The sequence below is a fragment of the Bradyrhizobium cytisi genome (assembly GCF_008123515.1).
Taxonomy (GTDB): Bacteria; Pseudomonadota; Alphaproteobacteria; order Rhizobiales; family Xanthobacteraceae; genus Bradyrhizobium; species Bradyrhizobium cytisi.
In genome coordinates, this window is record NZ_VSSR01000066.1 from 26,811 (window position 1) to 51,417 (window position 24,607).

Annotated in this window: 24 protein-coding genes, 1 tRNA gene and 6 pseudogenes; 14 read left to right on the forward strand and 17 right to left on the reverse strand. The window is 60.8% G+C overall.

What is annotated here, in order from left to right; all coding sequences use genetic code 11:
- Positions 1 to 4: 4 nt before the first annotated feature.
- From FXB38_RS44135 to FXB38_RS33290, 3 genes and pseudogenes are all read left to right on the forward strand, one after another.
- Positions 5 to 259: a helix-turn-helix domain-containing protein gene (locus tag FXB38_RS44135; protein WP_148755210.1), complete on the forward strand. Its 255-nt coding sequence runs from the start codon at positions 5 to 7 to the stop codon at positions 257 to 259.
- A 186-nt stretch (positions 260 to 445) separates the two neighbouring features.
- Positions 446 to 967 carry a hypothetical protein gene (locus tag FXB38_RS33285; protein WP_148755189.1) on the forward strand — a complete coding sequence of 174 codons (522 nt, stop codon included), beginning with the start codon at positions 446 to 448 and terminating at the stop codon, positions 965 to 967.
- 11 nt (positions 968 to 978) lie between these two features.
- Positions 979 to 1,469: pseudogene (locus FXB38_RS33290) on the forward strand (transposase); the annotation flags it as partial.
- A gap of 379 nt (positions 1,470 to 1,848) precedes the next feature.
- On the opposite strand, the gene groL reads toward FXB38_RS33290, so the two are convergent.
- Positions 1,849 to 3,489 carry a chaperonin GroEL gene (groL, locus tag FXB38_RS33295; protein ID WP_148755190.1) on the reverse strand — a complete coding sequence of 547 codons (1,641 nt, stop codon included), beginning with the start codon at positions 3,487 to 3,489 and terminating at the stop codon, positions 1,849 to 1,851.
- A gap of 85 nt (positions 3,490 to 3,574) precedes the next feature.
- Positions 3,575 to 3,889, reverse strand: coding sequence for a co-chaperone GroES (locus FXB38_RS33300; RefSeq protein ID WP_148755191.1), 315 nt, complete (start codon positions 3,887 to 3,889; stop codon positions 3,575 to 3,577).
- Between the two features lie 399 nt (positions 3,890 to 4,288).
- On the opposite strand from FXB38_RS33300, the gene FXB38_RS33305 reads away from it, so the two are divergent.
- A complete protein-coding gene (locus tag FXB38_RS33305; protein ID WP_148755192.1) occupies positions 4,289 to 5,434 on the forward strand; it encodes an IS630 family transposase in 1,146 nt (381 codons plus the stop codon).
- A gap of 328 nt (positions 5,435 to 5,762) precedes the next feature.
- Here the strand turns inward: FXB38_RS33305 and FXB38_RS44915 are convergent, their stop codons facing one another.
- From FXB38_RS44915 to FXB38_RS33330, 6 genes are all read right to left on the reverse strand, one after another.
- A complete protein-coding gene (locus tag FXB38_RS44915) occupies positions 5,763 to 6,119 on the reverse strand; it encodes a recombinase family protein (protein ID WP_347340251.1) in 357 nt (118 codons plus the stop codon).
- A gap of 118 nt (positions 6,120 to 6,237) precedes the next feature.
- Positions 6,238 to 6,588, reverse strand: a complete 351-nt coding sequence (locus FXB38_RS44920) for a recombinase family protein (RefSeq protein ID WP_347340252.1) — start codon at positions 6,586 to 6,588, stop codon at positions 6,238 to 6,240.
- 19 nt (positions 6,589 to 6,607) lie between these two features.
- Positions 6,608 to 6,859, reverse strand: coding sequence for a hypothetical protein (locus FXB38_RS33315; RefSeq protein WP_210250975.1), 252 nt, complete (start codon positions 6,857 to 6,859; stop codon positions 6,608 to 6,610).
- Between the two features lie 195 nt (positions 6,860 to 7,054).
- On the reverse strand, positions 7,055 to 7,726 hold the full coding sequence (locus tag FXB38_RS33320; RefSeq protein WP_148755193.1) for an RES family NAD+ phosphorylase: 672 nt from the start codon (positions 7,724 to 7,726) through the stop codon (positions 7,055 to 7,057).
- Positions 7,723 to 8,250, reverse strand: coding sequence for an MbcA/ParS/Xre antitoxin family protein (locus tag FXB38_RS33325; protein WP_148755194.1), 528 nt, complete (start codon positions 8,248 to 8,250; stop codon positions 7,723 to 7,725). The genes FXB38_RS33320 and FXB38_RS33325 overlap by 4 nt, the downstream gene beginning before the upstream one ends.
- On the reverse strand, positions 8,240 to 8,527 hold the full coding sequence (locus FXB38_RS33330; protein WP_148755195.1) for a hypothetical protein: 288 nt from the start codon (positions 8,525 to 8,527) through the stop codon (positions 8,240 to 8,242). Before FXB38_RS33330 ends, FXB38_RS33325 begins: the two co-directional genes overlap by 11 nt.
- Between FXB38_RS33330 and FXB38_RS33335 the strand changes: the two genes are divergently transcribed.
- The 3 genes from FXB38_RS33335 (at position 8,469) to FXB38_RS33345 (ending at position 10,896) form a co-directional block, all read left to right on the forward strand.
- On the forward strand, positions 8,469 to 8,810 hold the full coding sequence (locus tag FXB38_RS33335) for a phospholipase effector Tle1 domain-containing protein (protein ID WP_246230321.1): 342 nt from the start codon (positions 8,469 to 8,471) through the stop codon (positions 8,808 to 8,810). The two genes, FXB38_RS33330 and FXB38_RS33335, sit on opposite strands and share 59 nt — an antisense overlap.
- Positions 8,811 to 9,045: 235 nt before the next feature.
- Positions 9,046 to 10,116, forward strand: a complete 1,071-nt coding sequence (locus FXB38_RS33340; RefSeq protein ID WP_148755197.1) for a ComEC/Rec2 family competence protein — start codon at positions 9,046 to 9,048, stop codon at positions 10,114 to 10,116.
- Between the two features lie 138 nt (positions 10,117 to 10,254).
- The gene (locus FXB38_RS33345; RefSeq protein WP_148755198.1) at positions 10,255 to 10,896 is read left to right on the forward strand and encodes a hypothetical protein; all 642 of its coding nucleotides are present in this window, start codon (positions 10,255 to 10,257) and stop codon (positions 10,894 to 10,896) included.
- Here FXB38_RS33345 and FXB38_RS45125 read toward each other — a convergent pair.
- Positions 10,845 to 11,237: pseudogene (locus FXB38_RS45125) on the reverse strand (S1/P1 nuclease); the annotation flags it as partial. The gene FXB38_RS33345 and the pseudogene FXB38_RS45125 sit on opposite strands and share 52 nt — an antisense overlap.
- 950 nt (positions 11,238 to 12,187) lie before the next feature.
- Positions 12,188 to 12,499, reverse strand: a pseudogene (locus FXB38_RS33360) (diaminopropionate ammonia-lyase); the annotation flags it as partial.
- A gap of 64 nt (positions 12,500 to 12,563) precedes the next feature.
- On the opposite strand from FXB38_RS33360, the pseudogene FXB38_RS33365 reads away from it, so the two are divergent.
- A pseudogene (locus FXB38_RS33365) lies at positions 12,564 to 13,753 on the forward strand (IS3 family transposase).
- A 41-nt stretch (positions 13,754 to 13,794) separates the two neighbouring features.
- Here FXB38_RS33365 and FXB38_RS33370 read toward each other — a convergent pair.
- Positions 13,795 to 14,187: an avidin/streptavidin family protein gene (locus FXB38_RS33370; protein ID WP_148755201.1), complete on the reverse strand. Its 393-nt coding sequence runs from the start codon at positions 14,185 to 14,187 to the stop codon at positions 13,795 to 13,797.
- Positions 14,188 to 14,990: 803 nt separating this feature from the next.
- Between FXB38_RS33370 and FXB38_RS33375 the strand changes: the two genes are divergently transcribed.
- Positions 14,991 to 15,293 (forward strand): hypothetical protein, encoded by a 303-nt coding sequence (locus FXB38_RS33375; RefSeq protein WP_148755202.1) that lies wholly within the window; start codon positions 14,991 to 14,993, stop codon positions 15,291 to 15,293.
- A gap of 423 nt (positions 15,294 to 15,716) precedes the next feature.
- A complete protein-coding gene (locus FXB38_RS33380) occupies positions 15,717 to 15,860 on the forward strand; it encodes a DUF3551 domain-containing protein (protein ID WP_430640203.1) in 144 nt (47 codons plus the stop codon).
- Between the two features lie 117 nt (positions 15,861 to 15,977).
- Here the strand turns inward: FXB38_RS33380 and FXB38_RS44140 are convergent.
- From FXB38_RS44140 to FXB38_RS33405, 5 genes and pseudogenes are all read right to left on the reverse strand, one after another.
- Positions 15,978 to 16,094, reverse strand: a pseudogene (locus FXB38_RS44140) (antirestriction protein ArdC); the annotation flags it as partial.
- Positions 16,093 to 16,264 (reverse strand): annotated as a pseudogene (locus FXB38_RS44145) (ArsR family transcriptional regulator); the annotation flags it as partial. The pseudogenes FXB38_RS44140 and FXB38_RS44145, both read right to left, overlap by 2 nt.
- 313 nt (positions 16,265 to 16,577) lie before the next feature.
- Positions 16,578 to 16,652, reverse strand: a tRNA-Val gene (locus FXB38_RS33395).
- A gap of 159 nt (positions 16,653 to 16,811) precedes the next feature.
- Entirely contained in the window at positions 16,812 to 18,107 is a 1,296-nt protein-coding gene (locus tag FXB38_RS33400) for a coiled-coil domain-containing protein (RefSeq protein WP_148755203.1), read from the reverse strand.
- A gap of 120 nt (positions 18,108 to 18,227) precedes the next feature.
- Positions 18,228 to 18,836, reverse strand: coding sequence for a DUF1134 domain-containing protein (locus FXB38_RS33405; RefSeq protein WP_148755204.1), 609 nt, complete (start codon positions 18,834 to 18,836; stop codon positions 18,228 to 18,230).
- Between the two features lie 141 nt (positions 18,837 to 18,977).
- Here FXB38_RS33405 and FXB38_RS33410 point away from each other — a divergent pair, with 141 nt between their 5' ends.
- Positions 18,978 to 19,463 (forward strand): YHS domain-containing (seleno)protein, encoded by a 486-nt coding sequence (locus FXB38_RS33410; RefSeq protein ID WP_148755205.1) that lies wholly within the window; start codon positions 18,978 to 18,980, stop codon positions 19,461 to 19,463.
- On the opposite strand, the gene FXB38_RS33415 is transcribed toward FXB38_RS33410, so the two are convergent.
- Complete coding sequence (locus FXB38_RS33415; protein ID WP_187435315.1) at positions 19,453 to 20,241, reverse strand: 3'(2'),5'-bisphosphate nucleotidase CysQ family protein; 789 nt, start codon at positions 20,239 to 20,241, stop codon at positions 19,453 to 19,455. The genes FXB38_RS33410 and FXB38_RS33415 overlap by 11 nt on opposite strands.
- 231 nt (positions 20,242 to 20,472) lie before the next feature.
- Between FXB38_RS33415 and chpT the strand changes: the two genes are divergently transcribed.
- The 3 genes from chpT to FXB38_RS33430 all read left to right on the forward strand — a co-directional run.
- Positions 20,473 to 21,126: a histidine phosphotransferase ChpT gene (gene chpT / locus FXB38_RS33420; RefSeq protein ID WP_148755207.1), complete on the forward strand. Its 654-nt coding sequence runs from the start codon at positions 20,473 to 20,475 to the stop codon at positions 21,124 to 21,126.
- Between the two features lie 196 nt (positions 21,127 to 21,322).
- Positions 21,323 to 24,133, forward strand: coding sequence for a hybrid sensor histidine kinase/response regulator (locus FXB38_RS33425; protein WP_148755208.1), 2,811 nt, complete (start codon positions 21,323 to 21,325; stop codon positions 24,131 to 24,133).
- 27 nt (positions 24,134 to 24,160) lie between these two features.
- Positions 24,161 to 24,607: chemotaxis protein CheW (locus FXB38_RS33430; protein WP_148755209.1), on the forward strand; the 447-nt coding region annotated here is incomplete at its 3' end.

Here is a 24,607-nt window from a genome sequence, read left to right on the forward strand (position 1 = left end):
CAAGATGACATCCGCCATCCTGCTTTCATGCGCTTGGCAGAACGACTACTGCTTTCCCGGACAACGCCGTCTTGCCGAAGATCTAGGGCTTGAGGAGCGAAGTGTCCGTCGAAACCTCAAGGCCCTAGAAGCAAATGGGCTGCTCACGATCCAGAGACGAGGCCTCGGCAAAACGAACATCTATGAACTGAATCTCACGGTGACTTCCGATGTCCGGTCCAGACCGGACAAAAATGTCCGGTCCAGAAAGCTACGATAGGTCCGCTCTGGCGCAGATAAAAGTCCGCTCCTCTATTAATGAGACCCAATGAATGAGACCCATATTAAGAATACGCAGTAGGGGAATGCATTTTTAAAATGAAGGGGAAGCTCCAAGGGGCGGCGCGCATAGCTCTATGCTAGGTTTGATCGAGTCTCCCAAACTCCAAATTCGGGGAAAGCGCGCATGACGCCGGAACAGTTCCAAGCACTATACCCTCACGTAATCGGTTGGATTCATCAAACACTACAAGCACATTCGAACGAAGTAAGGATCGTAAGTTCGCTTGGATTCCCGAGACTGTCGCAATACTTCAGCGGAAATCTCTTATCGTCGACCAAGGTTGCCGTCGTCGAACGGGTTCCGATGCCGCCACTATCATCTTTAGGATTCAGCCAGTTCGCCGAATTCGAAAACGGCGATTACGACGGTATTACGTACCTGGACACATTCTTCGTAAAGCGTCGCTCTGCGTCGAGTGAGCGGCTTCACTTTCATGAATTAGTCCATGTTGTACAGTGGCGATTGCTTGGTCCTGAAAGGTTTCTCGCGACGTACGCCGATGGATTGGAGAAACATGGGTATCGCCAAAGTCCGCTAGAGGCCATGGCTCACACCGCCGAGGACGTATTTTGTCAGTCCAACGAGAACTTTAATGCCGAGAAGCTAGTTGCGGACGAGCTGGATCGAATGTCAGGGGGCGTTTAGCGAAACGCGTGCACGATCGGGGACACCGCCGCAATGGCACCGTCAATCTCTTCGTCTGCCTCGATGTGAACAGGCCCTGGCGCAAGGTCAAGGTCACCGAGCGGCCGAAGACTACGCCCAATGCATGCGCGAACTCGTCGATGTCCATTATCCCGATGCCGCGTGCATCCGCGTCGTGCAGGACATCCTGTCGACCCACTCGGCCGGCGCCCTCTATGAGGATTTCCCGCCCGCCGAGGCCAAACGCATTCTGCGCCGCTTCGAGTTCCACTACACCCCCAAACACGCCAGCTGGCTCAACATGGTGGAGATCGAGATCGGCGTCCTGCGCGGCCAATGCCTGGACCGCCGTATCGATGATTCCGGCCGCCTCATCAGCGAAATTGCCGCTTGGGAGCAGCAACGCAACGGCGCCGGTGCACGCATCAAATGGATGTTCACAACCGAAAAAGCCCGCGCCAAAATGAGCCGCGCCTATCCCATCACGCCCAAAGAGTCATAATCACTGTGCCGAGGTACTAGCCGCGCATCCGTTTACAGCGATGGATAAGCGCGGGAACCGATGCTATTTAAGTCAGTAGCGCCAATGGTTGGGCTACCGCGACCGCCCGTTCTCAGGTTTTCGCTTTGACCAGCCGCCGATGTTGAGGCAGCAGGGAAAGACTGTGCTAAACGGCGACCACCCGCTCGTCCTCCCGGTGACATGCCTACCAGCAGACTCGCGAAATCTCAAGCAGAACGTCTACATGGCTTGAGCAACTGCTGATCGTCATTTCCGCAGAACGCATTGCGGGAGATCAGAATAACGAACTTGGAAAAGCGCAAGCAAAAAAAGACCCCGGCTTTTTTCTGCCGGGGATCTCACTTCAGAGAAAGTTGGATCAGAAGTCCATGCCGCCCATGCCGCCGCCCGGAGGCATCGGGGGCGCGCCGGTGTTCTTCTTCGGCAACTCGGCGACCATTGCCTCGGTAGTAATCAGCAGCGCCGCCACGGAGGCAGCGTTCTGGATCGCGGTGCGCACGACCTTGGTCGGGTCGATAATGCCCTTGGTGACCAGGTTGACGTACTCGCCGGTCTGGGAGTCGAAGCCGTAGGCGTAGGTCTTGTTCTCCAGGATCTTGCCGACGATCACCGAGCCGTCTTCACCGGCGTTGATCGCGATCTGGCGAGCGGGAGCCGACAGCGCCTTGCGCACGATCTCGACGCCGGTCTTCTGGTCGTCGTTCTTGGTGCGCAGGCCCTTGAGCTGCTCGGAGGCACGGAGCAGGGCGACGCCGCCGCCCGGGACGATGCCTTCTTCCACAGCCGCGCGGGTCGCATGCATCGCGTCATCAACGCGATCCTTGCGCTCCTTCACCTCGACCTCGGTCGCGCCGCCGACGCGGATCACCGCGACGCCGCCCGCGAGCTTGGCAAGACGCTCCTGGAGCTTCTCACGGTCGTAGTCCGAGGTGGTCTCCTCGATCTGCGCCTTGATCTGGGCCACGCGCGCCTCGATGTCGGCCTTTTTGCCGGCGCCGTTGACGATCGTGGTGTTCTCCTTGTCGATCATCACCTTCTTGGCGCGACCGAGCATGTTGAGCGTGACGTTCTCGAGCTTGATGCCGAGATCTTCCGAGATCGCCTGGCCACCGGTCAGGATCGCGATGTCCTGCAGCATAGCCTTGCGGCGATCGCCGAAGCCCGGAGCCTTGACGGCGGCGACCTTCAGGCCGCCACGGAGGCGGTTCACGACCAGGGTCGCGAGCGCTTCACCTTCGACGTCCTCGGCGACGATCACCAGCGGCTTGCCGGTCTGCACCACGGCCTCGAGCAGCGGCAGCAGCTCGTTCAGCGAGGAGAGCTTCTTCTCGTTGATGAGGATGTAGGCGTCGTCCATCTCAACGCGCATCTTGTCGGCGTTGGTGACGAAGTAGGGCGAGATGTAGCCGCGGTCGAACTGCATGCCCTCGACGACGTCGAGCTCGGTCTCGAGCGACTTGGCTTCTTCAACCGTGATGACGCCCTCGTTGCCGACCTTCTTCATGGCGTCGGAGAGGAACTTGCCGATTTCGGCATCGCCGTTGGCGGAGATGGTGCCGACCTGGGCGATCTCGTCGTTCGAGGTGACCTTCTTGGAGTTCTTGACGAGGTCGGCGACCACGGCTTCCACGGCCAGGTCGATACCACGCTTCAGGTCCATCGGGTTCATGCCGGCGGCAACCGACTTGGCGCCTTCACGAACGATCGCAGCCGCGAGAACGGTCGCGGTGGTGGTGCCGTCGCCGGCGGCGTCGGCCGACTTGGAGGCGACTTCGCGCACCATTTGCGCGCCCATGTTCTCGAACTTGTCTTCGAGCTCGATCTCCTTGGCGACGGTGACGCCGTCCTTGGTGATGCGGGGAGCGCCGAACGACTTGTCGAGCACGACGTTGCGGCCCTTCGGACCGAGCGTCACCTTGACCGCGTTGTTGAGAATTTCGACGCCGCGCAGTATGCGGTCGCGGGCGTCTACGCCGAACTTGACTTCTTTGGCTGACATGTGGGTTTTCCTGAATATTTTACTTGGTCTCACCCTTGGCGACGCCCAGCAGGCGCTCCTCAGGATGAGCGGTTCGAGCGATGGTTTAAGCGGCCTTCTTCTTGGCGGACGCGTCGGTGAGAACGCCCAGGATGTCGCTCTCCTTCATGATCAACAGCTCCTGGCCGTCGATCTTGACCTCGGTGCCTGACCACTTGCCGAACAGGATGCGGTCGCCGACTAGCACGTCGATCGGGATCAGCTTGCCGCTCTCGTCGCGGCCACCGGGGCCGACGGCGATGACTTCACCTTGGGAAGGCTTTTCCTTGGCAGTGTCCGGAATGATAATGCCGCCAGCGGTCTTTTCTTCTGCGTCGATGCGCTTGACCACGACGCGGTCGTGAAGCGGACGGAATTCCATGCAGATCTCCTAAGCATTTACACTACTTGCTGATTTGACGGTTGCTAGCAATCGTTGCCTGCGAGTGCCAACGCGGGCGCAGCTGAAATAGGACTGAATTCTGGGGGAACAAGGGTTTGTAGCCCAGAAAATCGGCTGGTCGCGCGGGATCTCTGTGGGGCTTACCCAGATCACCTCTTCGAGTTTGCCGCCGAGCACCCGACCTTCTTCTGGGTGAGTTTGTACGTCTCTCGACCTAATGTCGCCGACCAGTTCAATTCCTCTGCCGCGTTGACCTTAAATTCGAGATGAGACGATCGATTCCATGAAACCTGCGATGCTGGAGCAGGCTGAATGGGTGGAACGGACGGGCAGTTGGCGGATTCCTCGTTTGCGGTCGGCAAAACGAGGAGCTGTATCATGGCTGGATGGCGGCGAGCGGTCGAGTTGGCGATGACCGACGAAGAGATCGCAACATTGGCGGCTCTTTCGCGGTCGAGAACTGAACTCGCGAGCCGGGTGTCGCGGGCGCAGATGCTGCTGGCGTATCGCGAGAACCCTTCGTTTTGCGCAGTGGGCCAAAGACTTGGAGTCCATCATCAGACGGTGCAGCGCTGTGTCGAGCGAGCGCTGGCCGATGGCCCGCTGGCCGCCCTTGACGATCGCCCGCGCCCCGGCAAGGAACCAACCATCACGCCTGAGGCCAAAGCCTGGTTGGTGTCGTTGGCGTGTGACAAAGCGAAGGACCACGGCTATCCACATGAGTTGTGGACGACGCGGCTGTTGGCGCGCCATGCGCGCGAACACGGGCCGGCGGCAGGGCATGCATGCTTGACCAATTTGGTCCAGGGAACGGTGTGCAAGATCCTCGGCAAGGAGGAAATCAAGCCGCACAAGGTGCGCTACTATCTTGAAAATCGCGATGCTGAGTTCGAACGGAAGATGGCCGAGGTCCTGTGCGTCTATCATGAAGTCGCAGTCCTGAAAAAAGCCCCTGCCAAGTCGAAGAGACGGGGAAAGCCGGTGGCGATCGTGTCGTGCGACGAAAAGCTGGGAATCCAGGCCATCGCAACGACGGCGCCGGATTTGCCGCCCGAACCCGGCATCCACGCCGGCTTTGCGCGCGACCACGAGTACAAGCGGCACGGCACGCTCAGCCTGTTGGCCGGGTTTGATCTGCTCACCGGCAAGGTCCACGCTCTCGTCAGAGACCGTCACCGCAGCCGCGAATTCATAGAACTCCTCAGACTTCTCGATGCCGCTTATCCGAGGAGCACCACGATCAAGTTGATCCTCGACAATCATTCCGCGCACATCTCGAGAGAAACCAGAGCCTGGCTCGCCACCCGACCAAGCGGGCGTTTCGAGTTCACCTTCACGCCCAAGCACGGCTCGTGGCTCAACCTCATCGAGGGCTTCTTCTCCAAGTTCGCTCGTTCGGTCCTGCGCCACATCCGGGTCGCCCCAAAACATGAGCTCAAGGAGCGCATCATGGCCGGTATCGACGATGTCAATCGCCACCCCGTCATCCACACATGGTCTTATAAGCTCGCCGAGGCCGCCTGATATGATTCGAACCAAGAAAACGCTGGTCTAGTTATATGAAATAGCTATCGATTTCCGGCGTGAAGGGCGGCGGGCAACCCTTCACACCCGTCACGCTCACGCGGGAATGACGTAATCGTCAGACGGACGTGATGGCTCATCCCCGTGGCGCCGTGACACATTGGGAACGTTTTTGAGCCTAACGCTGAGGTAGCGCATGCCGGTGCGGTGCTTCTCCTTGGAGAAGCCCTTTTGCGACATGACCAGTGCGAAGTTTTTCTCTCCCCACGCACGAACTGCATTGTCTTTGGCCCAAGCAGCAAACCCATCATACATCCTTCGCGGCGTTTCAGAGCCTATCATCCACGATGCGCAACTCTGTTACTTCTTGAATGATCCATTCGGCTGCTGGGCTTGGACGCGCCTGACGCTTGCCAGTTTCGGGGTCTTTGATGAACCGCTGTCGATTCCAAACGATCCGGCCGATATCGTTGTTCAAGATCCCGTTGCAACGCTTGGTGTTGCCACTGATGGTACTGAAGCCCCAATCGCCGCCGCCGGGCGCCGCGATGCCGTCCCTATTTAGCTCAACAGAGATCCGCTTCGCCGACTTGCCAACGACATAGTCGCGAAAGATACGGCGAACCACCTCAGCTTCCTCAGAATTAATCATGCGATACGCCACGTATTGGCTGACCGCTTTCATTGAATTGCTTCACAACACCATAGCCACAGGAGTTGCCACCACCAGATTTGCCAAGCGCAACGCGTCCGGCGCTGGCCTCGGCGCGTTTTGTCGGCGAGGTCCTTGAGGAAGACGGCGTTCATCGTGCCCTGGAGGCCGACATGCAGGTGCGTAACCTCACCCTCGGATAGAGTGACATCTTTACGTTGGCATAGGCCATGCGCTTGAACACGCCAGCGATGTCTTCCTGAGAGAGACGATCCATCGCCTCCGCCAGCACCACTTGAAACCGCCCGCGCAAGGCGTCGGTAATAAGCGCTTGGACGCCGGCACGCAGAAGCGACGCACCGGAAATCGCGTGGTCGGAATATTGCTCAACGACTCGCCAACCCTGATTCTCGGCATAGGCACGGCAGACGCGAAATTGGTCCGCGATCGACGCGTCGCGCTGGTTATCACTGGAGTAGCGGGCGTAAAGCGCAACCTTCATGAGATGGTCTCCGGTAGAGTCAGGAGCGCTTCGACTCCTTGTTGGCTTGATCGTACCAGCGCCGTGCCGCATGGCGAGCCAGCAGACGCACGAATTCGACGAGACGTGGATCGGGCGCGTTGCCGCTCTGCGGCGCAAGCGTCAACTCCGGTTCGTTGCACCTGGCGATGTCTTTGCGCTTTTGAACGCCAAAGTCTTGCATCGTAATGCCATTGACCGTCGGTCGCACCGGGATAATCCCCAGCATCATCAGCTTTACGATAGGCAACAATAATAAAAACTCGATGCCAGGCCCCGGATACAGCGGGCGTGTTCGATCGGACGGCTTCTGGTCCTCACGTGCCGAATCGCATTTTCGCGTCTTGCGAAAACTTGCGAGCTTCGGCTTGATTGGAAACTAACTGCGTCATCAGATCATGCCAAATTTGGGACATAGGCAGTGCGGCAACTCGGTCGGATTTATTACTCATTTAGATAGTTGTCGCACGTTGATCATGCGTGCTGTTGCTTGGACTGTGATTTCGAAGTGGTCCGTCTGCATGATATCTACGATGTTGCGCGGTCTATGCGCTACGACGTTGATACCGGTGCGACGCCGTAGGCTGTCGTAAAGCAGCCCCGCGCCACCTGACGCGCGAATATCCTCGCCAAGCTTCTGCGAAGCATCATAACGTTCGCTCGCATACACGTCGGGGCGTGCTAGTTGCTGCCCTGTGATGTCGAGATAATCCCCGAGCAGCGTGGCGGTGTATGCCCTGTAGGTCCGGCTCATCGTGGCCACGTTGCGAGCAGCCGCTTCGCGACGCAGGTGATGACCGACCTCGGCAGCCGCCGTGCGAATATCATCGGCCGCATACCAGGCGCCAAGCTCCGGTCCGTTGAACCTCAGTCCGCCGGGAGCGACGTGGAGAAAGGCTGCCATGACGATGCTGGAGTTGGGTTCACCATATACCCATTCGCTCGGCGGTAGCCGATCGATACGTTCGGCCACCAGACGGTCGTTCGTCCAACCGACGAGCTCCATCACCGCTGAAAGATCGGCCGCCGTCGCGACCGTATCGAACAGCCCGATGGGAGGAAATTGTGAGGGGATTAGGCGATGGGCGGGCTGCGGCGAGGGTGCGAAAACATCCGTCACCGGAAGACGATCTCCTTGTCGTCGTAAGGCGTGAAGGCCTCGTCTATCGTGTTCGGCTGCATGTAGAGGCCGCCACGTGCGCCGTCGAGGAAACGACGCACCGAGAGCAACCCATCTTGAGAGCCATTGGTGATGAGGTCGAGCGGCGGATGTCCACCGAAGACGACCTCGTTATGTGGACTCCGCAGCCAGTCAACGCCGAGCCGCTCCTGGGGAAAGAGGATCCCCAGCGCTTGGTGGATACCGAATACCGCTGAAATGCGCGTGAGAACGTCCACATCAAGGGTGAAAGCGCCGTGCTCCCGCGCCTGCTTGCACCAGTTATGGTAAGTAGACCGGGACGGATACCCCAGGACCAGGAGGCGCTGATCTTCCGTCAATCCCCACAGATCCGCGATAGCGAGGAAGGTCCGTAAAGCTGGGGCGCTGAGCCGCCTTCGGTTGGCCGGAGCAAATCGTGTCTTATCAAGACGCTGAGGGCCTTTTACCGCCTCGAGTGGGTTCGGCTTACGTTTATTTAACATAGGCTGTTCCTCTGTCAAAATTGGATATAGTCCAAATCCGGACAATTGCAAGCCGTTTGGGTTCCAGCTTGGCCATGATTGGTCCATGGTCAGCCTGAGCCTGCCGTAAAACGCCGCCGTTCTCGACCAACAAGTTGGCAATTCGCTCGAAAACTACTTTTAATTGAGTCGAGTACGAGTGGCTCATCGAGAACAACAACGATGGAGATGAAATCTTCATTTTCGGCTTCAGCCGCGGCGCATTTACAGCGAGAGCGCTAGCTGGATTGATTGCCATCGATGGCATCCTGAAAGCAGGCTCACCTATCGGCGTCTCCGAACTGTTTGACCGCTACAAGAAGGGAAACGAGGAAAGCATCTGGAAGCTGAAGGAGATCGAGGCGTCGGGAGACGCCAGCAAGCTGACTGATCAGGAAAAGTGGCTGCTTAAATATTCCAAGGCAGCAACCCGGCCTGCTGCGCAGAATCAACACACCAGCGGGAAGTCGTTCTCCATGATTCGTGCAGGGAAAATGCATTCTCGAAAACCTAACGAAGATAAGCTGCGCTCCAACGAATGAAAAGGCACGCCCTGCAGCAGGGCTGTGATGCAGGATGCGCTCAGCGTCTGCCGGGTCGGCGTAGATCCTTGATGTGAGTTGTGGGGCTGCGGGAGGGCGGACCGTCGCTGCCCTTGTCAAAAGGCTATTCTGGTTGCGGAAGCAGAAGCGCTGGCGCCACTGCTCCTGTCCGGCACCACCGGGTACTCAAGTCGAATTCTGGCGCCTGTCGCGCCAAGCCGTTGGAGGAAGAAGATTGACAGACTTTTTTGAGATTGATTTTTTAGATGTTGAAGCGAAGAGCAGCGGTGATGCCATTTGCATCCGCTATGAGTTGAACGGTCAGACGTTCATTCACGTGGTCGACGGAGGTTATCAGTCGACTGGCGAGAAGGTCATCAATTTCCTGAACAAGTACTATGGGAGTCCGAAACGGATCGACCATGTTGTTGCGACCCACAATGACGGCGACCACGCCGGAGGTCTCCAGCGAGTCCTGGAAGACTGTGAGATCGGCGTGCTCTGGATGCTGCGACCTTGGGTCTTTGCCGCTGAGCTTCTTCCTCGATTCAAGCGCTTCACAACAGCCGATGGACTGGAGAAGGCGCTAAGGGAAGCTTACTCGAATCTAGCCGCTCTCGAAGAGATCGCCTTACGAAAGAATATCCCTATCTATGCGCCGTTTCAGGGTAGCACGATTGGCGCTTTCCGGGTGATGGCTCCGACACGTTCGCGCTTTCTGGATCTGATTGTCTCCTCGGATAAGACCCCCCAGGAGAAAGGGCTGCTCGAAATGGCACGCGACGCGGTTGTTCGTGTGGCCAAAGAGGCGGCCGCGCTTGCCAAAGCCGCTTGGGGCGACGAATATTTTCCGGCGGGCGAGACGAGCAACGAAAATGAGATGAGCGTCGTTCAGTATGCCTATCTCAATGGATGCAAAATCCTGCTCACCGCCGATACCGGACGCACCGGGCTCAAAGAAGTCATCGATTATGCGCCGTTGGCCGGACTGACCTTGCCTGGCATCGATCGATTTCAGGTTCCTCACCACGGTGGACGCCACAACGTTTCGACCGACTTGCTGGATCAACTATTGGGTGAAAAGAAGGCGGCACAGGGCGGGAAGACGACCTTCACCGCCGTGATAAGCGCGGCCGAGGCCGATGAGGATCATCCCCGCAAATCCGTTGTCCGCGCTATGCACCATCGTGGTGCACATGTCATCTCAACCGAAGGATCCAACAAGCGGACCTCCAAGAATGCTCCGCAGCGCGATGACTACAGCGCCGCAGATTGTCTGCCGTATCCGGACGAACAGGAAGACTGAGACCTTGTTGCGTTCACCTGAGAGAGCGGCGGAGCCAGTCCGGTCGCGCTGGTGTTCGTTTCTGTCGAAGACAGCGAGCACGTTTCTCGCTTGTTCTGCGCCGTTTCCAGAACAAGTCGACCCAAATGAGCACAAACGATGATTAAAAAAGAGTCGAAGGAGAAATTGAAGGAGCAAAACACTTCCCCATTGATGACGATCCTCGTTGTCAATTTCGCAATCTTCGCCCTTGCGCTCAAGACGGACCAGTTCCTAGCGGCCGAATACGAGGAACTGCTCAAGCATTGGCAGGCGCTCATACCTGCTGGACTGGGAGCCGTGCTTATCAGCGTGATCAACGGTGTGCTCGATGTTCAAACCAAGGCCAGACTGGTGTTTTGGCGTTGGCACGATCCTTTGCCCGGATGTCGGGCGTTCTCTTACTATCTTCATCGCGATCCGCGGATCGACGTTACGACGCTGAAGACGAAAGTCGGACCGTTTCCAGCAACTCCGACCGAGCAGAATGCTCTTTGGTACAGGCTTTACAAGTCGGTAGAGGAGGATCCGCGCGTCCTACACGTTCATCGCCTTTTTCTGCTGACGCGCGATTATGCCGGCATCGCTTTCATGCTTCTGATCGTCTTTGGCGGAACCGGTGTTGTTGCGATGCAGACTTACAAGACAGCGCTACTCTATCTGACAGCTCTCCTGGCCCAGTTTGTAGCGAGCGGAATGGCTGCAAGGAATTATGGCATTCGTTTTGTAGATACCGTGCTTGCTCTAAAAGCGGCAAGCTGAATCTCAGAAGTGATTGCACAGACAACGTCCCCCGACCTCCGAAAGCGCTTCTTGAAGCGATTGGTCGACGAGGTTGCCCGAGCCGCAATGCGTGCTTCATCATATAGAGCCGCGTCTGCCGTCGGCAACGGATTGGTATCCAGCGCGTCCGCGTAACTTCCCCATGAATATGCCTGCAGGTCCACAAGAGAGTCGTCCCACATGCTGTGGAATGTTGATGGCCTGCTGTGTGCCGTCCCATTGGAGCCCTTGGCGTGAAGCACGACACACAATTTGTTGCCGCCTTCATCGCCGCTCCGTTCGCTCGCATGCAGCGGCTGCTTCAGATCTCCGGCAAGATGGACAACGAGCTTTTAGCGCCCGCAACCTGTTGTCTTTGGAGCTCGACTTGTCTTTCAGGGCTGCGATGGCTGCCGGGAGGCCTTTAACGATGCAGGAGCCTTGTCTGCCCACGTGCTTGCAATAGATTCCGGCGTCATAAGTCGAACGCTCGACATCGATATCAACGAAATGCCACCGACGTGTTCTTTCCTTCTGCTGTGAATTTGTAGTCATGTCGAGATCGCGGCCAGAGAGCTGTCCCCGATCAGCACCTTGAGGGCTTGTGCGGCAGGACTCAGGTGCCGCTGCGCCAGTTCCGCGATAACGGGGTTGCCTCCAGGCTGGCGCCGAGGAGCTGCTGGCCACCAAGGCGGCGGTACAGATCGGAACGTCAGCCTGAGCAGCATCAGGAGCCATTCCCAAGATCCTGGATTGGATGACGTTGCTTACAGCAGACAGCATGACGCTAGGGCACGTTGACTAGTGGCATGGGCGCGGTCGGGCGCGGGATGAAAGCATTTTGGTGCTGGCCACGAGCCGCCAACATGATCACGAAAGCCGTGAGAACGATCAGGAGTCCACGCATATCGATAGATCACTCGCAGAGCTGTAACGCAACTATGAAAGGGTTCATATCCGGTGTGCCGGATCAACAAGATAATGAATCTGTTGTACCATGCGATGAGACGAACGCGGTTAGATTGCAAAGCGCCAAAGTCATAGCGTTTGCTCTTGGGGCAAGACGGCAAAACCAGGTGCTTTATGCCGAAAACGTGCGTCCGGCCTCGTTAGCGGCAGAAATACCGCGGCGGATTTCAATCGTAGGATCAATCGCTGGATGCCTTCGTTCTTGGCCTTCCGTTGGCTTGCGTCACTTGTCACGAGTTCACCGAAAGGGCCGCGGATCATGAGCGTGTAGACGTCCAAGAGTTCTCCTCGCCACCTGCGCTGGAGACTGACCCACGAGCTGTTAGTAAACGCCGGGATCGGTCGCACCCTCGGTATTGATGAGGAAGACCCGTGCGTCGGGTCCAAGACCAATCTGGCCGCGCAAGGTCGAATCGGCAGCAACTTTCAGCAATCCTGCCAAACCAACCCCGCCGCTTTCGCCTGCAACGACAGCTGGGTTACCGTCCCCGGGACTGGCCAAACGCTTCATCGCGCCGACGGCGTTCTGGTCATCGACAATCATAAAAGCGTCGGCTGCGCGCGAAAGGATGCGCCAAGCGACGAGCGAAGGTTCGTAGCATTCGAGCATCGCCATCACTGTCGACTGCCCATTGGTCTGAGCCCCCGCAAATTCGTCCAAAAATGGGTAGAGTCCGTCACCTGGGAAGGGATGGACCATGAAGCCAAGCCGGTTCACGGAAGAGCAGATCAACGAGATTTTGCGAGAGCAGGAGGCGGGTGCGGCGACTGCTGTGTCTGCCGCAAACACGGGATCTCCAGTGCGACGTTCTACAAATGGAAGGCCAAGTACGGTGGCCTGGAGGTGTCGACGCCAAGCGGCTCAAGGCGCTGGAGGACGAGAACGCCAAGCTCAAGAAGCTCTTGGCCGATGCGATATTCGATAGCGCCATGCTCAAGGACGTTGCGTCAAAAAATGGTGACGCCCGCCGCGAGGCGAGAGGCCATCGCTCTTCTGCGGACCACCTTCGAGGTGAGCGAACGGCGGGCGTGCACAGTTCTCGTGGCAGACCGCACATCGGTGCGCTATCGCAGCCGGCGAGCTGATGACGCGGTCGTGCGTGCCCGCCTGCGCGAACTGGCGGCGATCCGCCGCCGGTTCGGCTACCGTCGTCTGCTGGTGCTGATGCGCCACGAGGGGCTGGTCATGAACCACAAGAGGTTCCGACGTCTCTATCGCGAGGAACGGCTGCAAGTCCCCCGGCGTGGTGGGCGCAAACGGGCACTCGGCACCAAGGCGCCGCTGGCCATCCTGCAAGGGGCCAACCAGCGCTGGAGCCTTGACTTCCTGTCGGATGCGTTCGCCGACGGTCGACGTTTCCGCATCCTGGCCGTAGTCGACGACTTCACCCGCGAGTGCCTGGCGCTCGTCGCCGACACGTCGCTGTCGGGCCTGCGGGTCGTACGCGAGTTCGACGTCATCATCGCTTGGCGAGGGCGGCCAGCGATGTGTGTATCGGACAACGGCCCGAACTGACTGGCATGACCGTGCTGCGCTTCAGCCAGGAAAGGCAGATCGAGTGGCACTACATCGCGCCCGGCAAGCCGACCTAAGACGCCTTCATCGAGAGTTTCAACGCCCGCCTGCGCGACGAACTTCGCAATGAGACGCTATTCACCTCGCGCGCGCAGGCTCGAGCCGTGCTGGCAAGCTGGAAAGACGACTACAACAACTCCCGGCCGCACAGTGCGCTGGGTAACCTCACACCGACCGAATTCCCTAACCGCAGCGATCCTGGGCCGCAACGGGGGGACGCTGCGCTATGCAGAGGGCTCCGCGCCCCGCCCCGTTGCTCCACCGGGCCCGATGGGCTCAAATGTCACCGGGACGCTCCCCATTGCTGGATGAAGCGAGGGGCTCAGACCATTAGCTCACGATCCCAAGGGAAACTACCATACGCGCGTGAATACATCTGCGCCCTTCAACTTGCTAGGCTTACCGTTCTTATCAACGTAGAACAGCATCCATGACGCAGGCATTTGAGAGCCGTTGGTTTTTCCGACCCAGCGAGTAAAGGAATTGCATTGGGCAAAAGTAACAACAAAATACAAGCCAGTTGGACCAATAGCTCCGGATGCAGGATATGGAATGCCCTGGCAGGCAAATCCTTGAGCATGATTTGTGAAGGTCCCTTGTATTGCCCCGTTATTGGCGGACCAGATAAACAGTTCCGAACCCCGTTCGTTCTTCCAGTATGAAGGAGCAGAGAGCCCCTGCGCCATGACCTCGCCGGAACAAAAGAAAAATTGAGCGATAAGCAAAAGTCCCAGAAATCTCTTCATATTGAAACCCCAAAGAGGTCGCTTAAACGTTGCAACGTGGATCGTGTGCTCGTCTGATACAGCGGCTTAGGCAGTTTTTCTGTTTCCAAACATCCTTCGACCAAACCGTACGTCAGCTCGATCGCCCCCGTCGTTCCATTCACTTGCAGCAGACTTTTGGTGAAGCTCGAGGCGAGTCGCTTCATTCTTACCTTACGTTCGGCGCCGGGATGCGGCCTATATGCGCCAAATCGCGCCGGATCGCGGCGAAGTCGGCTATTGTCGCGCGCCCGTGCCGCCTGTCATCCCAGCAGATGCTCGGCTATTTTGAAGTGCGGCGCGTCCAAAGTTGCATGGAGTGGGGCACCCCGTTCTAGGAGCACCGAGTCCGCTCATCGCGAATTGGCGCACAGCGGGCACCTACGTCGCTGTGCCAAAGACGGCCAATAGACGCCGACTCAATTCTTTCGGAGGTACGACGTTGTGCCCGCACCGGCAATTGCAGCAATCGCGGCGACACACACTCGATACGTCGCCGACTTGAATTGAGGTTCGCAAGAGCTGCGTTAGGTTTCCAAGACCGTAAAACTAGGAAATGAGCAGTTTTCAGTTTAAGATCGCTGTCATCTGGGCTGGACCGCATTCATTCACGATTCGCATTTTGAACCCGGAGGGCCGCCGGCGTTATTGTCGGCAGCCTTTTTCAGGGATAAGCGATGAGGATCGGGCTGGGCCGACATGCCATCGGGCATCGGCCTCCATACACACAGCTTGGTTTGCGGTGAGTTGGCTGGCCAAAACGGCGGTGCCGCACGGGGGCGTTAATGCATGATTGGAAGAGCCAGCTCAACGCGCTCGTCGCTGAAAGGATGGCCTTTGCCAAATCGCTGAAGGTGGACATCGAGCGGCCCAGGCCTGAGCCGAAAAAAATCGTCGAGCCGGGTGGCCTCAGCTTGCCCGACTATGGCGGCAGCGAGCGCGATGAGATCAGGAAGCGGATCGAGAGATTCAAAGCACATCAAGAGCGCTTCGTGCGCGAGCGCGAGGAATATGCCGAGTTGCTGCTGCGCCGAATTAGGCACGATCACGAAATCGAGGGAGAGCTCAAGCTCGCTGAATCTTCCTGAGCCCTGCCAGGTCCGCTCACGTCGCTCATCTTAAGCGATGCGCGCTCGGGGGCACAACCTGAGCGCCGGGATCTTCCGTAAGTGCGTCAACTTGCGGCCTTCCCGAATCGACTTATTGCGGAAAAATGCGTTCGTTTCTAGAAATTGCAGGAATGCTGCTCCAAACTCGGAGCGCGTGACGCTTGGATTTCTTTTCCAAGGCGATCGGGCAGACAGTCTACGAAGCGTTTGCCATTGACCAAGACCAGAACAGCAAACCTACATTCTCCATCCCCAAGACTTATCGGAGGGTAGAGGTCTCATGCGCAACTTTCTCTTTATCGGTGTGCTTGCACTTCCCTCCTCGCCGGCTTTGGATCGCCTTCGACCGCCGCTCCGCGGGCACGCTCGTACATCCCTCCGGCTCGGCAGGACGTTTTTTGCCTGCAGGGACGTACGTGGGGATATCTGGGCAATTGCCAGTTCTCGACCTACGATCAGTGCATGGCCACTGCATCCGGCACCTACGCCTATTGCGGTATGAATCCGATCTACGCGTTCCAGCTACAAGGAGGGCAATTGCGCTGATGCGTGATCGTCAAGCGTGATCGAGACATCAGTCTTTGCACCCGCTGTGCTGGTTACAGACGAGGAGTTGACGCCGTTTTGGCCCGCAGCATGATCGCCGAGAAGGACGCCGCACTACCCCCAAGGCTGCACCCACGGCACGCGGCCGGCCTCGAGCTCGGCGACGATCTTTGTTGATGATTCGTCATAAAGGCTTGCCCGGTATTCGCGCGCCCGAAGACAGCGTCCGGACATCGCGGGTCTCCGCACGCTCCCGCTCCAGAATCACAAGCACAAGCATTTGAATAGGTCTGCCTCCCGCCTTCGGCGAAACGATCGAGATGTCGGACTTGATCATGTCTTCAGAACGGGAGCCTCTTCAGTCGCCGCTGACACGCGGTGGCAGAAAGTCCGGCCGGTTCGCCGGTGGCAGCGCCAGCGCGCGCTCCGCCGGTCCTATTTGTCGTACATGGGCCCGTTTATGAATGTTCTTGCGGCACAGCATCGCGTCGATCGGCTTGCCGCCCCAATGACGAGACAGCCGGACTGCGCTGCACGTGCAGCTATGCTTTCAGTTCTTAGAGTGGGGCGCTTTGTTGGTCGCACAATCGCGGCCGCTTTTACGGCGGTTGCGTTTTGTCGCGATCACCTGGCGGGTGTGCCCACACTGTGCCCCGACTTTTTTCGGGCACACGGAAAGGGAGTGCAAGCCATAAGTAACTGAGATCAAAGGGCTAATGGTGGGCGCACAAGGGATCGAACCTTGGACCTCTCCCGTGTGAAGGGAACGCTCTCCCGCTGAGCTATGCGCCCGGGACCATCATGCGGACGGCCGGACCTTGTCGGCCGGCCGGCGCATCGGAGCCCGCGATTTAGAAGTGCGGGCTAGAAGTGTCAAGTTTTCAGGCGGCTTGCGGCCTGAAAACCTTTCGCCGTGTCGCAATTGGGCGGCGCGGCCGGATTTCGGGCCGCTTACGCGCCCTGCTGGCGGGCGCGGGAGGCGTGGGCCTGCAGCGCGCGGATGCGCTCGGCGAGCGTTCCGCCGCCTTCGGGGAGGGCGGCGGCCGCGCCATTGGTCGCGACGCCGTTGGCCGGGCGGGCGGCCTGCTTCGGCGGCTGGCCGGCCTCGGCCGCCAGCAGCGCCTCGATCGGCGAGTTCGGGCCCTCGAGCTGCATCGCGAGTTTCGCCACCTCGGCGGCGATGTCGTTGATGCGCTCGCGCAGCAGAGCATTCTCCATGCGCTCGGTCGCCCAGGAGCTCTCCGCCTGTTGCTGGATCGCATTGAGGTCGCGCTGAAGCTTGGCGCGCTCGTCGCGTGCGGTGGCGAGCTGCTGTTCCAGCGCGGCCTTTTCCGCGCGCATCGACTCGAACGCAGCCGACGACTTGCCGCCGCTCAAGCCAGCGATCTCGGCGCGCAATTCCTTGATGGTGCGCTCGGAGCCCTCATTGATCTGGCGGAGCTGGTTGTTCTCGTAGTCGCGCTCGGCCAGCAGCTTGCCTTGCGTGGCGAGGCGGCCCTCGAGGTCGGCGACGCGGGTGGACAGCATCTCGGCTTCCTTCACCTGCACGATGAGCTGGCGATCGAGCTCGGTGACGCGCTGGCTCAGATTCTCGACGCGGCCGCGCGCATCGCCGAGATCGCGCGAGGCGGTCTCCGACTCGACGCGCTCCTGCGCCAGCCGCGCCTGGGTGGCGGTGAATTCTTTCTCGGCATCGCCGACGCGGTTCTTCAATTCCTCGATCTGGGCGCGCACCGCGACCAGCTCGACCTGGCGGCTCTCCGCCATCATCGAGCGGTCGGTGAGCTCCGAGTTGATCTTGGCGAGCTCGCCCTGCTTGTTGCTCAGTGCAATCTCGGCCTCGCGCAAGGATGCGGTCTTGGCGTTGAATTCCTCCTCGGTGGCGCGGAGCTGCTCCTTGACCGCCTTCTCGCGCGCCTCCAGCGCGAAGATCGTGGCGTTCTTCTCGCCGAGCTCGATCTTCATGCGGTTGATGGCGTCGCTCTTCTTGCCGAGCTCGGCGAGCTGGCTCGTGGTCTTGCTCTTGAGCTGATCGACGCTCATCTCCAGCCGGCGCGCCGACATCGCGAACTCGGCGCGGAGCTGGTCCTTGTCGGCCTGGATCTCGGCCATCGACAGCGGGGTCGCCGCCTCGAGCCGGCGCGTGGTCAGGCGCACCGCGCGGTTATGCACCAGCGGCACGATCGCAAGCCCGCACAGCATCGACAGCAGGAAACCGATCGCCAGGTACATGATCGGTTCGACCATGGGGCACAACTCCCGGAAGCAAGGAAAAATTTACCAAAGAAACAATGCATGGCGGGCCGGCAAAAAGCCAGCCCCGCCCTGTTGTTAACGTGAATCCGGACCTGGAAGGGAGGAGGGGACCTAGAATGGGTTCCAGGTCGCCCGCGGCGTGTATTTGAGGTAGCCGATATTGGCGCCCAGGCGCAGCCCGAGGCCGGAGCGGATCGGCACCAGCACGATGTTGTTGGACGTGAGCGCCGTCATGCCGAAGCCGCCGATGATGTAGGCTGAGCCGTCGATGCCGCCGAAGCGCTGGTAGATCGCGTTGGTGGCGGGCAGATTATAGACCAGCGTCATGGTACGCGCGCCGTCGCCGCCCCAGTCGAAGCCGAGCGACGGACCCTGCCAGTAGACGCGCAGGTCGCCGGCGTTCTTGGTGTAGAGCGTGCCTTCGCCATAGCGCAGGCCGGCGACGAACGCGCCGGAGCCTTCCTCGCCCAGGATGTAGCCGTTCGGCAGGCCCCATTGGCTGACCGCCTTCTCGATGATCGAGGCGAGACCGCGCGAGACGTTGCCGAAGAAGCGGTGGCCGGCGTTGACGAGCTCGTCCGGCCCATAGGTGTTGGGCGTCGGGGTCCGCTGCGGCGGCGGCAGGTCCGGCGGCGGCGCAGCCGTCTGCGCGGAGGCCGGCACGATCCAGCCAGCCAGCGCTACAAGCGCCACTGCGGCAAGGCGTGATGCGAAAGTCATAAAAGAACCCCTGGTATCGATTCCGGTCCGCTTCCCTTAACCTGACGCCAACAGGCACGGTTCTAGGTTGCGCCGGATGTCCCCTCGACTCGGATGTTATCCGCAGCAACTATGACGGCACAACGGCAGGAAGATAGCCCTTTGCGCCCCGGAATTGCCTTGATCGGCCGTCTGGTCTGCCTGCTGGCGGGCATTTGGTTCGTCTGCTCCGGGGTGCCGACGCAGGCTGCCACCACCGAGCGGATCGTCGTCAATCGTTTCTCGGGTGTCGCCATCGAGGGCTTCGATCCCGTGGCCTATTTCGTCGATGGCGGCCCCGAGCAGGGCACGGCGGAGTTCGAGGCCAACCTGTGGGGCGCGGTCTGGCGCTTCCGGAACGAGGGCAACCGGGCCTCCTTCCTGGCCCATCCCGACATCTACGGCCCGCAGTTCGGCGGCTACGACCCGGCCGACATCGCGCGCGGCGTGACCATCGCCGGCAATCCCCGCTTCTTCGTGATCTCGGCGCAGCGGCTCTATCTGTTCAGCCGCGAAGCCAACCGCGACGCCTTCGCCGCCGATCCGGAACGCTTCCTGTATGAAGTCGGCAAGCGCTGGCCGGCGCTGCAGGACAAGCTCAGTCAATAGGCATGACCGCTGCGGCATCGCCCCAGGCGACGAACGCGGGGATGATGAAGCGATTGTCGCCACGCTCGCCGAACCGGATCTCGCCGCCCTTGCCGTCGGTCACCTTGCCGCCGGCTGCCGTGACCACGGCGCAGCCCGCCCCGACGTCCCATTCCGAGGTCGGCCCGAAGCGCGGATAGATGTCGGCGCTGCCCTCGGCGATCCGGCCGAATTTGACCGCGGAGCCACACATCTTCCTGACGGCGTTGGGCCGGCTGTCGATGAAGGCTTCGCTTGTGGGGTCGCCGTGCGAGCGACTCACCGCCGCGACCCAGGGCTCGCCGAGCCCGGGCAGTTTGCGGGTCCGGATCGGCTCGGCAGCGCCGATGGTGGCGCCGTCAAACGTCACACGCTCGGCGCCGCGGCCGACGATGCCGCGCCAGAGCAGCCCGAGCGCGGGTGCGGCTACGATACCGAGCAGCGGCACGCCCTCGGTCACGAGGGCGAGGTTGACGGTGAACTCATCGCGCCCGGCGACGAACTCCTTGGTGCCGTCGAGCGGGTCGATCAGGAAGAAGCTGCCGCGAAACGGCGGCGAGGCGAGCTGGCACCGCTCCTCCGAGAGCGACGGTACATCGTTGGCAAGGCTGGTCAGCCCCTCCGCAATGATGCGGTCGGCGGCGAGGTCGGCCTCGGTCACCGGCGAGCCGTCCTGCTTGCCGTCGACCCGCATCGCCGCGCGGTTGACCGCGAGGATCGCCTCGCCGGCCTGAACCACCAGCACGGTCAGGGGCTCCATCAGCCGGAATGCGGCCTCACCGTCGATAATCCTCACCTGTATGCCTCATTCATTGGCAAATCTCGCATCGGCAAATCTCGCCTATCTTCACTTGATTCGCCCGCGTCCCTTATGGCCGCTTCGAGCCTATCGCAAGCTAGCTGCCACGGGCTGGCGAATGTTAGAACCCGCAGCATCCGTCAAGCATGCGTGATTCGCCGCGTCCGCGCCGTGCAATTCCAGGAACCCTTTATGTCCGACGCTCCGTCACCCGGTACCGCTTCTGCTCCCGATATGCTCGAACTCGCGGCCCTGCTGTGCTCGCGGGTCTGTCATGATCTCATCAGCCCGGTCGGCGCCATCGTCAATGGGCTCGAGGTGCTCGATGACGATCCCAAGCCCGAGGACCGCGAATTCGCGCTCGACCTGATCCGCAAGAGTGCGAAGACGGCCTCCGCCCGCCTGCAATTCTGCCGCCTCGCCTTCGGCGCGGCCGGCTCCTCCGGCGCGCAGATCGACCTCGGCGATGCCCAGACCATGGCGCGCGGTCACATCGAGGACGGCAAGTGCACGATCACGTGGAATCTGCCGCGGCTGCTGCTGCCGAAGAATCGCGTCAAGCTGCTGCTCAATATGCTCGTCGTGTCCCAGCACACGATCCCGCGCGGCGGCACACTGACGATCGATCCGATCGGCGAGGGCGAGACGATGAGCTTCCGCATCACCGCGACCGGACACAACGCGCGCCTGCCGCAGAACATCTCCGAGCTTCTGAGCGGAGCACGCGGGCCGGCTGCGGATGCGCACGCGATCCAGCCTTATTATACACGGCTATTGGCGCAGGCCTGCGGGCTCACCGTGACGCTCAGGCTAGAGGGCGAAGCCATCATCATTACCGCTTCGTAAACACGCCCTTCGCACTCAGACGTTAATCAAATCTTTACGAGGCGCTTCGGGTTGTCCGGAGCGCCTTATCTCTTTGTTGGTTCCGTTCTTTTGCACATACTCAACCAATATTAAACGCTTTGCGGTGAAGCTGGCCCCATTCTGAAATGGCGCATCACAATTCGTGCGTGTCCTCCCTGTATGAAGGCCTGTTTTCATGGATGATCTGTTACGGGAGTTTCTGACGGAGACCAGCGAGAGCCTGGACACCGTGGACAATCAGCTGGTGAAGTTCGAGCAGGAGCCGAACAACGCCAAGATCCTGGATAACATCTTCCGCCTGGTCCACACCATCAAGGGTACGTGCGGCTTCCTCGGACTGCCGCGGCTCGAAGCGCTGGCGCATGCCGGCGAGACGCTGATGAGCAAGTTCCGCGACGGCATGCCGGTGACGGGGCCGGCGGTGACGCTGATCCTGTCCTCGATCGACCGCATCAAGGAGATCCTCGCGGGCCTGGAGGCGACCGAAGCCGAGCCCGAAGGCACCGACCGCGACCTCATCGACAAGCTGGAAGCGATGGTCGAGCAGGGCATGGCGGCCATGGCGGCAATGGCTGCGGGGGCTGCTGCTCCTGCTCCCGTTGCTGACGCACCGCCGCTGGTGCCGGACGCCCCAATTGCCGCGGCGCCCGCTGCCGCCAAGGAGCTGACCACGGGCGCGCTGATCGACCAGACCCTGGAGCGTCCGCTGCGTCCGGGCGAGGTGTCGCTCGACGAGCTCGAGCGCGCCTTCCGCGAGACCGCGATCGAAGCGCCGGCGCCCGTTGTCGAGGTCAAGGCCGCGCCCGTCGCTGAGGCGCCCGCGCCTGTTGCCAGGGAAGCTGCCAAGGAAGCTGCGAAGCCGCCCAGGGAGAAGGCCGCGCCGAAGAAGTCGATGGCCGACGAGGGCGCCAGCGAAGGCGACCGCATCGCCAACCAGTCGATCCGCGTCAACGTGGATACGCTGGAGCATCTGATGACCATGGTCTCCGAGCTGGTGCTGACCCGCAACCAGCTGCTGGAGATCTCAAGGCGCAACGAGGACACCGAGTTCAAGGTGCCGTTGCAGCGCCTGTCCAACGTCACCGCCGAGCTGCAGGAAGGCGTCATGAAGACGCGCATGCAGCCGATCGGCAATGCCTGGCAGAAGCTGCCCCGCATCGTCCGCGATCTCTCGAGCGAGCTCGGCAAGCAGATCGAGCTGGAGATGCACGGCGCCGACACCGAGCTCGACCGCCAGGTGCTCGACCTGATCAAGGACCCGCTCACCCACATGGTGCGCAACTCCGCCGACCATGGCCTCGAGACCCCCGCCGAGCGCACCGCCAACGGCAAGGGTGAGCAGGGCACCATCCGGCTCTCCGCCTACCATGAAGGCGGCCACATCATCATCTGCATCGCCGACAACGGCCGCGGCCTCAACACCGAGAGGATCAAGGCCAAGGCCGTCTCCTCCGGTCTCGCCACCGAGGCCGAGCTGGAGAAGATGTCGGAAGCCCAGATCCACAAGTTCATCTTCGCCCCGGGCTTCTCGACCGCGGCCGCCATCACCTCGGTCTCCGGCCGCGGCGTCGGCATGGACGTGGTCCGCACCAATATCGACCAGATCGGCGGCACCATCGACATCAAGTCGGTCGCCGGCGAAGGCTCCTCCGTCACCATCAAGATCCCGCTGACGCTTGCGATCGTCTCCGCCCTGATCGTGGAAGCCGCCGGCGACCGCTTTGCGATCCCGCAGCTCGCGGTGGTCGAGCTGGTCCGGGCCCGCGCCAACTCGGAGCACCGCATCGAGCGCATCAAGGACACCGCGGTGCTGCGCCTGCGCAACAAGCTGTTGCCGCTGATCCACCTGAAGAAGCTCCTGAAGATCGACGACGGCGCGGCCTCCGATCCCGAGAACGGCTTCATCGTGGTCACGCAGGTCGGCAGCCAGACCTTCGGCATCGTCGTCGACGGCGTGTTCCACACCGAAGAGATCGTGGTCAAGCCGATGTCGACGAAGCTGCGTCACATCGACATGTTCTCGGGCAACACCATCCTGGGCGATGGCGCGGTCATCATGATCATCGACCCCAACGGCATTGCCAAAGCGCTCGGCGCCGCCGGCTCCTCGGCCCATGACATGGCCGACGACAATGGCGCGCACCACATCGGCAGCGGCGAGCAGACCACCTCGCTCTTGGTGTTCCGCGCCGGCTCGTCCCAGCCCAAGGCGGTCCCGCTCGGGCTCGTCACCCGCCTGGAGGAGCTCCCGGCCGACAAGATCGAGTTCAGTAACGGCCGCTACATGGTGCAGTACCGCGAGCAGCTGATGCCGCTGGTGGCCATGGACGGCGTCACCGTCGCCAGCCAGGGCGCCCAGCCGATCCTGGTGTTCGCCGACGACGGCCGCTCCATGGGCCTCGTCGTCGACGAGATCATCGACATCGTCGAGGAACGGCTCAACATCGAGGTCGGCGGCTCGTCTTCCGGCATCCTCGGCTCGGCCGTGATCAAGAGCCAGGCCACCGAGGTGATCGACGTCGGCCACTTCCTCCCGATGGCGTTCGCCGACTGGTTCACCCGCAAGGAGATGAAGCCGTCGATGCACTCGCAGTCGGTGCTGCTGGTCGACGACAGTGCGTTCTTCCGCAACATGCTGGCGCCGGTGCTGAAAGCGGCCGGCTACCGCGTCCGCACCGCGCCGACCGCGCAGGAGGGCCTGGCGGCGCTGCGTGCGCAGAGCTTCGACGTGGTCCTGACCGACATCGAGATGCCCGACATGAACGGGTTCGAGTTCGCCGAAGTGATCCGCTCCGACAGCAATCTCGGCGCGATGCCGATCATCGGCCTCTCCGCGCTGGTGTCGCCGGCAGCGATCGAGCGCGGCCGGCAGGCCGGCTTCCACGACTATGTCGCCAAGTTCGACCGTCCCGGCCTGATCGCGGCGCTGAAGGAACAGACCGCGGGCGCCGCCGGCGCCTCCGAGCTGAGCCGGGCGGCGGCGTAACGGCTTTAGGGATCAGGAGAGACCGATATGAGCAAGAAGATGCAGATCGGCGAAGGCGCCATGGTCGAGTACGTCACCGCGATGATCGGCGGCCAGCTGTTCGGCCTGCCGATCTCCCGCGTCCAGGACGTGTTCATGCCCGAGCGCGTCACCCGCGTTCCCTTGTCCTCGCGCGAGATCGCCGGCGTGCTGAACCTGCGCGGCCGCATCGTCACCGTGGTCGACATGCGCGCCCGCCTCGGCCTGCCCAAGCCCGAGGACGGCAAGGTGCCGATGGCGGTCGGCGTCGACCTGCGCGGCGAATCCTATGGCCTCTTGATCGACCAGATCGGCGAGGTGCTGCGGCTGTCCGAGGACGGCAAGGAAGACAACCCGGTCAACCTCGACCCCCGCATGGCCAAGCTCGCCGGCGGTGTCCACCGTCTCGACGGCCAGCTCATGGTCGTCCTCGACGTCGATCGCGTCCTCGAGCTC